Source organism: Streptomyces lushanensis (assembly GCF_001700515.1).
GTDB classification, from domain to species: domain Bacteria; phylum Actinomycetota; class Actinomycetes; order Streptomycetales; family Streptomycetaceae; genus Streptomyces; species Streptomyces lushanensis.
In genome coordinates, this window is the sequence record NZ_MAUD01000117.1 from 22,908 (window position 1) to 29,399 (window position 6,492).

The following is a 6,492-nucleotide window of genomic DNA, read 5'->3' on the forward strand; positions in this document are numbered from 1 at the left end:
AACAACCTTGCGAGTCCAGGAAAGCGGATTCCATCATGATCTCGGGCACAACGCGGGCCCCCTGGCCTGGACCGGCCCACCACATCCACACGCTCAAGGACCATGTCGTCGCGCCGCCCCGTGGCGACATCAGCCAGTTCCACGAAGCGGAGGACACCATGGCAAAGCAGACGAAAACCCGTCGCATGGGCTCCATCGCGGCTGTGTGCGCCGCTGCCGCGGCCACGACCATGCTCGCCGCAGTCCCGGCGACCGCCGCCCCAGAGTGGTGGAGCGACCCGAACTCCTGCACCAACGTCGCCACGGGAACCGAGAGAACCGTGAGCGGTCGCCAGGTCCAGATCCGCTTCGGCACGTGCGGTGGCACGCAGTACGGCTGGGGGCGCATCCTCAACTACGGCTCGGCGGACTACATCCGCTTCGAGGTCTCCCTCGGCGGCGGCATCTGGGAATACGCCGACATCCGGTCCGCCGGCACCCGCAACTACACCAGCGGCTACCGGACCAGTTCCAGCTCGGCCGTTGCCTTCCGCGCCTGCTACGTGACCACGGTCGTCAGCACCTGCAACTCCACCAACGCCACCGCCTGGTGGTGAAGCCCGGGGTGACGCCCGGCGGGAAACCGCGGGCACGCGATCCATGGAACGCCCTCAACGAGCCCGCACCGGAACCGCCGTGGGTCCCGGACGCCCGACGCACGCCCTCGTACGTTCACACGGACCCGGTCATGGCCCCGTGACGTTCCCGTATCCGATCTCATCCAGGAGTTCTCCGTGAGAAAAGCCCTCGCCGTCGCCCTCGCCACCGCGGCGCTCTCCCTCGCCGCCGTGCCGGCCGCCCACGCCACCCCGACAAGCAGGATCAGCGCTGTCACCTGCCCGGGCCCTCTGAGCAACTACACCCATGTCCTGACGAGCGTGGACTGGCTGAAGGTACGCACCGGACCGTCGACGGGCAACACGGCGATCGGCCAGATCGCCGGAGGAGCCGCCTTCTACTTCAGCTCCTCGGGTGTGCAGTCCGGAGGCCATTACTGGGTGTGCGGATACGGCTACAACGGCGGCACCAAGCTCACCGGCTGGGTCGCCGGCGAATACCTCCTCTGGCCCTGATCCGCCGGCCGGGCGAGACATGGTCCATCTGTTCCGCGCGGTCCTCGACTCCGCCCGCTTCCGGGCCGGAACACCAGAGACGGAGAACCATCTGTGAAGCCTCACGTCAAAAGCAAGGCGGTCGCGATCCGGGCCCTCGTCCTCTCCCTGGCGGCAATGCTGCCGGTGATGGCCGCGACACCGGCCCACGCCGGTTCCAAGGGGAACGAGTTGCTGCGGGGAATCGCCTGGGAGAACTACCTCAACCGGGGGGACTGGATCGAGCGGTCCCTTCCCGACTTCGGCAACCAGACGGTTCGGCTGGTCATGCAGAACGACGGAAACCTGGTGCTCCACGCGGCCGACGGGCGCGTCTGCTGGGCCTCGAACACGGTGGGGCGCGGTGACCGAGCCGTGTACCAGGAGGACGGCAACTTCGTCATCTACCAGGGCAGTCAGGCGACTTGGGCCAGCAACACACCCGACAGCACGGGGTCGAGGGTCGACATCAACGCGCGGGGCAGATTGTACGTGGGGTGGAAGGCGATCAGCGGCGAATGCCACACCTGAACGGGCGGCGAGTCACCGCCTCCGCGGTCGACCGCCTGCCACTGGGTCCTCAGGTCTTCACCTCACGTCCCAGTACCTCCGGAAGGACCGGCACGACGACAGGATCGGAGAACGCAGCACCATGATCAAAAGCCTCGGTAAGAAGTGGTCCATCGCCCTCTTGGGAGCGCTGCTGGCGCTGCCCCTGGGACTGCTTCCCTCGTCACCGGCCTACGCCGCCGCCTGCTACGACGGTGCGACCATCTGGTACGCGACGGCCGATTCCCCGAACCCGCTCCTTCCTTCGAGAACCGATCACTACACGACTTCACCGCGTTGCGGGGACATCAACTTCAGGGTCGCCCAGACGAGCAACACCAGCTTCAACGCACTGGTGCGGGTCTGTTTCGTGCGGACCGGCGAGTGCAACGGCTGGAAGAGCTACCGCTGGGGCAACGACTGGCTGGTGATCGCCTCGAACGTGCTCGACAACACCACCTTCCGGGTCGAGATCCAATCCGCCGAGTCGATGCACGGCATCCGCGTCGGAGGCTTCCTCGCCTACTGAGTTCCCGGCCGACGCCGGGAACGACGCGCAAGCTGGTGGGAAAGACAGTCCAGCCCCCACCTGACCGCCGAGAAGGACGGAAAGGAAGGACGCAAAGGCGTTATCGGATTCCTCCGATAACGCCTTTGGTCCGCTTCACAACAAGCCGGAACGAAAGGTTGAGCGCTGACGCTGGCTGAGGCGGCCGAGGACTTTCGGTGGCTGGTGGCAGGATCGCCGGTATGAGTTTTGCTCGTGCCACTCCGCCGCGGCCGGTCGATGTCGCCGCGGTCTTTCCCGAGTTGGCTCCGCCGGCGCGGGCGGCGGCTCGGCTGCATCCTCGTGCCGGGTCGCCCTCGGTGTTCGAGAGTTCGGTGGGGCCTCGACCCGGTCGGCCGCGATCTGCCAGGGCAGAGGCAGCACGACATGACGCGCGTTATCGCTGGTCGCCGAAGCGGCTCCGGTGTGAAGCGGTCATGAGGTGGAACAGCAGACCGGTGACCCGTCGCAGCGGGGGTTTCCCTGCGTCGGGCGCTCGAAGAGCGTCTCGTCCTCTTCGTCCGTACCGGTGCCGCACCTCGCGGCCCGGTACACGACCGGTGATGTGAAGGATTCCCCTTGAGTCAAGAGCTCAGGTGGTGCACTGCTTCGTGGCCGCCGGAGACCAAGCGCTCCAGGCGGCACCGGCGGCTTGGGCACGTACGCGGATGGTGACCTTCCTGCCCGGTTCGCACGCCCATCGGGTCACGGTCCCCACCGCTTCGGGGCCGAAGTCCTGGCCCGGCCGGACGTTGGTGCGACTGTTGCCCATCTTTGTCCAGTCGGTATGGTTCTCGACCTTCCCGAACGCTTCGTACGAGACGGTCAACGCCCTGTTTCCCGTGTTTTTCAGCTTGACGTACGCCGTCACGTGACGAAAGGGATTGTGGATGGTTCCCGTCTCCGAACTGATACAGCCGTGGACGGAGACGCGACCGGTGGACGCACCTCCGCCGCAGGCGATCGTCACCGCGTGCGCGTCGCTCGCCGGGACGGTCACCATGGTGAGCGCCGCCACTCCCAGGAGCGCTCCGATACGCATCGAATGCATGATTCCGTTCCTCCCTGTTGATGGTTCCTCCGCCTCACCATGGAGTGGTCCGAGGGGCGCCGGGCGATTCCAACGAGTTATTCACCCAAAGAGACGCCCATCAGCAACGGCTCGTGCCGCGTCTACCTGCGGCGCCGGGGCATCCGGCACACGGTCCCGGAGAAGACCGACAGCCAGGCCGCCCGACCGCGCAAAGGTTCACGTGGTGGGCGGCCACCCGGCTTCGACGAAGAGCGGTACAAGCAGCACAACACCGTGGAACGGGCGATCAACAGACTGAAGCAGTCCCGGGCCGTCACCACCCGTCATGACAGGCGCGGCCACGTCTTCTCCCGCACCGCAACCACCACAGCCCTGCTCATCCGGCTTCGGACCTGAACCCGGTCACAGAACGATCGGCCGGTACGCCAGGGCCTGCTCGACCACCTCATCAGCCGAAAGGTCCCGCTCCGGCGGCCAGAAGACCAAGCCACTGACGTGGCCGGACGGGCACGCCAGGGCTCTGTCGAGCCTGTCCAGCCGGCCCGCCACCTCGTCGGCGAGCCAGCCGTCCGTCGGCTCCAGCAGCGCGAACCCGAGCCGGCCTGCCAGCCGCGCACCCGCGACCGGCCCGCCGTACCAGTTCGCAGGGCCTGCCAGGCCGGGCTCCTCCGCCGCCCTGACCGGCATACCTCGACCCGCCGCCTCAACGGCCAACAGCTCCATCGTCGACGTCCGCCGCCCAGGCATGACCAGCACCGCGAATCCCTCCTGCACTCCGCAAAACCACCACGCTAGCTCCGCCATGCCCGCCACAGCAGCCGAGATTCCGCCGCCGCAGGCCCCAAAAGGGGCGCCGGGGAACGGCTGGCCACAGCTCAAGATCAAGTAGCGGGAACCCGGCGTCGGTCAAAATCATTTGGCAAACGGTCAAAATCGCCTGTCGGGGGACAGCGAGGAGAGCGAATGCCGGGCAAATGCGCTCCGGGACGGCGCAGAGGCACGCTTCATAACGGCAAACCAAAATCCGAACTCATCGGCGGTATCCCGCCTCCGCGTGTGACGGTCATGCTCTCCGGGGGCCGTGTCGCTGAGGGGCGCCTGTACGGCCGCCGTCGGGACGCGGGAGGACTACGACGGCGTCGCCACCGCGCGGATGCCGGAGGCTGAACGACGCCATGCGCAAAGAGCTCCTCGAACCGGCCAAACCACGCCGCTACGCCATGCATCACACGCCGCCCGTGAGCGGCACCACAGGGAAGCGCCTTACTGATCGTTTCAGAATGAGTTGGACTGCAGGTCTTTTGCTCGGCGACCTTCGGAGCGTTCAGCGTGCCGTCGACCGGTTCGGCGGTGGTGCGGCGCGCGTGGATTCAGCCCTTGCTGCAGGCAGGGCGAGCGCGGCGGCCATGAAGTCTTGGTCGCTGGGGGTTACTTCCACCCCGGACGTTGGTGTCGTTGTTGACACGTGCAGGTTGTGGCCAGGCCGCGCCAGGCGAAAACCGGCACGACACGATCATCCTCGTCACGGCGGGTCGGCGCACACCCAGCGGGCGAGTCGTGCCGCAGTGCGCCACTCGCGGGATCGGCACACGCGCATGCAGCACCTCTTCTGTTTCACAGCGGAATATGGTGAGTTCACTCGATATAGCTATCCGCGCGGAGTTCACGCCCGGGGGATGACCCGTCTGTCGATCATGTCCCTTGAGTTGTTGCCTACAGCGTGAAAGGGCTATTAGTGGCCGACAGTAAGACCGAGAAGATCAGGCAGGCCGCCCGTGCGTTCGGACTGGTGACGTCCGTGGGCAAGGGCGCGGCGCCGCAGGCGCCCGAGGCCGACGAGGTGTGGCAACTGCCGGGCGGCAGCGCCCGTGTGTACTACGGGGAAGGCCAGAAGGGTGTGGTCCGGCCCGTTGTCCTGGCCGACGGGTTCAACCTCGGGCCGAGCGACTTCGACTGGCTCTGGGACCAGCTGGAGAACGGACGGTTCCCGTTCATCAGCGAGCTGAGGCGCCGCGGACGCACCCTGGTGCTCGTCGGGTTCGACGAGCGCAGTGGGTCGATCCTCCGCAACGCCGAGACGGTGATGGCCGCGATCCTGCGGACCAGCGCCGAGCAGCTCGACGACACGCGGCTCCTCGCCGGCGGGTTCAGCATGGGCGGCATCGTCACCCGCTACGCGCTGGCGAAGATGGAGCAGCGGCGCATGGACCACCGGGTCGGTGTTTACCTGTCGGTCGACAGCCCGCACCGGGGGGCGTGGGTGCCGATCGGTCTGCAGGCATTCGCGCACTACACCGCTGTTGTCGATGACACCTACCTGCGGCAGATCAGCAGCCCGGCCTCACAGCAGATGCTCTGGCGCTACCTGGGCGACATGAAGGGCACGCCGCAGGAGAGCCCGCTGCGGGCCGAGTTCCTCGACGAACTCCGGAAGGTCGGCTCGTGGCCGCAGATCCCGCATCTGATCGGAGTGTCCAGCGGACGCGGTGACGGCGTGGGCAACGGTGTGCGGGCCGGGGCGAAGACCCTGAGCTGCGCCGGGCCGGCCTTCGACGGCACGTACTTCCTCGCCCAGCCTCAGGGCGAGGCGGCGGAGGCTGCCGTACTGAACGGCGTCCTCGGCGGTCCGCACACGATCAGCATCAGTGGCTTCCCCGAGCTGGACGGGGCGCCGGGCGGGACGCTCGAATCGTTCGGCATCATCGGCGACGCCCTCGCCGGCGCCGGCGAGAGCGCCGACCTGGCCCACCGCTCCGTGTGCTTCGTGCCGTCCGTCAGCGCGGTCGCCGTCCGTGACCTGGACCAGCAAGAGGACCTGTACGTCAATATCGATGAGCTGCCGCCGGAGGAGTCCGATCTCAACGAATTCCTCCTGTCCCAGGACAACGACCCGCACGCCCTCATGACGGAGGACATCGGCCGCTGGGTCCTCGACCGACTGCCCGACTGACCCCAGCCGGCCCCAGCAGAAACCAGCGGGAACTGCGCTCGCTCCGCCCGACCACGGCGGCGGAGCGAGCGCGGGACCCCTGCGAACGTCCCCGCACCTCGTGTCCTCAGACACTGCCCACGGGCGAGTCGGGCTGCAGGTCGCCTGGCCGGATGTCCCCGCGGAAATGGTGGGCTGCTCCGGTGTAACGGCCTGGCGTCGGCTGCGGGACCGGACCGAGGCCGGGGTCCGGCCCCGCCTGCACACCGCCCTGCTGAACGAGCCGCGCCGCGGCGCGGGCAGC

Annotated in this window: 8 protein-coding genes and 1 pseudogene; 7 read left to right on the top strand and 2 right to left on the bottom strand. The window is 67.6% G+C overall.

Translation table 11 applies throughout. The features are described 5' to 3' along the window. Positions 1-35 precede the first annotated feature (35 nt). The 4 genes from BFF77_RS10900 (at position 36) to BFF77_RS10915 (ending at position 2,208) form a co-directional block, all read left to right on the top strand. Positions 36-596, top strand: coding sequence for a hypothetical protein (locus BFF77_RS10900; protein WP_079125015.1), 561 nt, complete (start codon positions 36-38; stop codon positions 594-596). Positions 597-773: 177 nt separating this feature from the next. After that, complete coding sequence (locus BFF77_RS10905; RefSeq protein WP_066947016.1) at positions 774-1,112, top strand: SH3 domain-containing protein; 339 nt, start codon at positions 774-776, stop codon at positions 1,110-1,112. Positions 1,113-1,205: 93 nt separating this feature from the next. Further along, positions 1,206-1,661 (top strand): hypothetical protein, encoded by a 456-nt coding sequence (locus tag BFF77_RS10910; RefSeq protein WP_066947018.1) that lies wholly within the window; start codon positions 1,206-1,208, stop codon positions 1,659-1,661. A gap of 121 nt (positions 1,662-1,782) precedes the next feature. Then, positions 1,783-2,208 (top strand): hypothetical protein, encoded by a 426-nt coding sequence (locus BFF77_RS10915; protein WP_066947021.1) that lies wholly within the window; start codon positions 1,783-1,785, stop codon positions 2,206-2,208. A gap of 610 nt (positions 2,209-2,818) precedes the next feature. Here BFF77_RS10915 and BFF77_RS10920 read toward each other — a convergent pair. Continuing rightward, a complete protein-coding gene (locus tag BFF77_RS10920; protein WP_245703351.1) occupies positions 2,819-3,244 on the bottom strand; it encodes a hypothetical protein in 426 nt (141 codons plus the stop codon). Between the two features lie 72 nt (positions 3,245-3,316). Between BFF77_RS10920 and BFF77_RS10925 the strand changes: the two genes are divergently transcribed. Further along, positions 3,317-3,655 carry a transposase gene (locus tag BFF77_RS10925; RefSeq protein ID WP_107422138.1) on the top strand — a complete coding sequence of 113 codons (339 nt, stop codon included), beginning with the start codon at positions 3,317-3,319 and terminating at the stop codon, positions 3,653-3,655. Between the two features lie 6 nt (positions 3,656-3,661). Here the strand turns inward: BFF77_RS10925 and BFF77_RS10930 are convergent, their stop codons facing one another. After that, positions 3,662-3,844, bottom strand: coding sequence for an e9imm peptide (locus tag BFF77_RS10930; RefSeq protein ID WP_245703352.1), 183 nt, complete (start codon positions 3,842-3,844; stop codon positions 3,662-3,664). Between the two features lie 1,150 nt (positions 3,845-4,994). On the opposite strand from BFF77_RS10930, the gene BFF77_RS10935 reads away from it, so the two are divergent. Beyond that, the gene (locus tag BFF77_RS10935; RefSeq protein WP_066947024.1) at positions 4,995-6,209 is read left to right on the top strand and encodes an esterase/lipase family protein; all 1,215 of its coding nucleotides are present in this window, start codon (positions 4,995-4,997) and stop codon (positions 6,207-6,209) included. Positions 6,210-6,372: 163 nt separating this feature from the next. Then, a pseudogene (locus BFF77_RS38160) lies at positions 6,373-6,492 on the top strand (IS5/IS1182 family transposase); the annotation flags it as partial.

Excerpts from the sequence above, each read along its gene's own strand:
- BFF77_RS10900 (WP_079125015.1), top strand. The coding sequence starts at position 36 with ATGATCTCGGGCACAACGCGGGCCCCCTGGCCTGGACCGGCCCACCAC.
- BFF77_RS10915 (WP_066947021.1), top strand. The coding sequence starts at position 1,783 with ATGATCAAAAGCCTCGGTAAGAAGTGGTCCATCGCCCTCTTGGGAGCG.
- BFF77_RS10925 (WP_107422138.1), top strand. The coding sequence starts at position 3,317 with ATGGAGTGGTCCGAGGGGCGCCGGGCGATTCCAACGAGTTATTCACCC.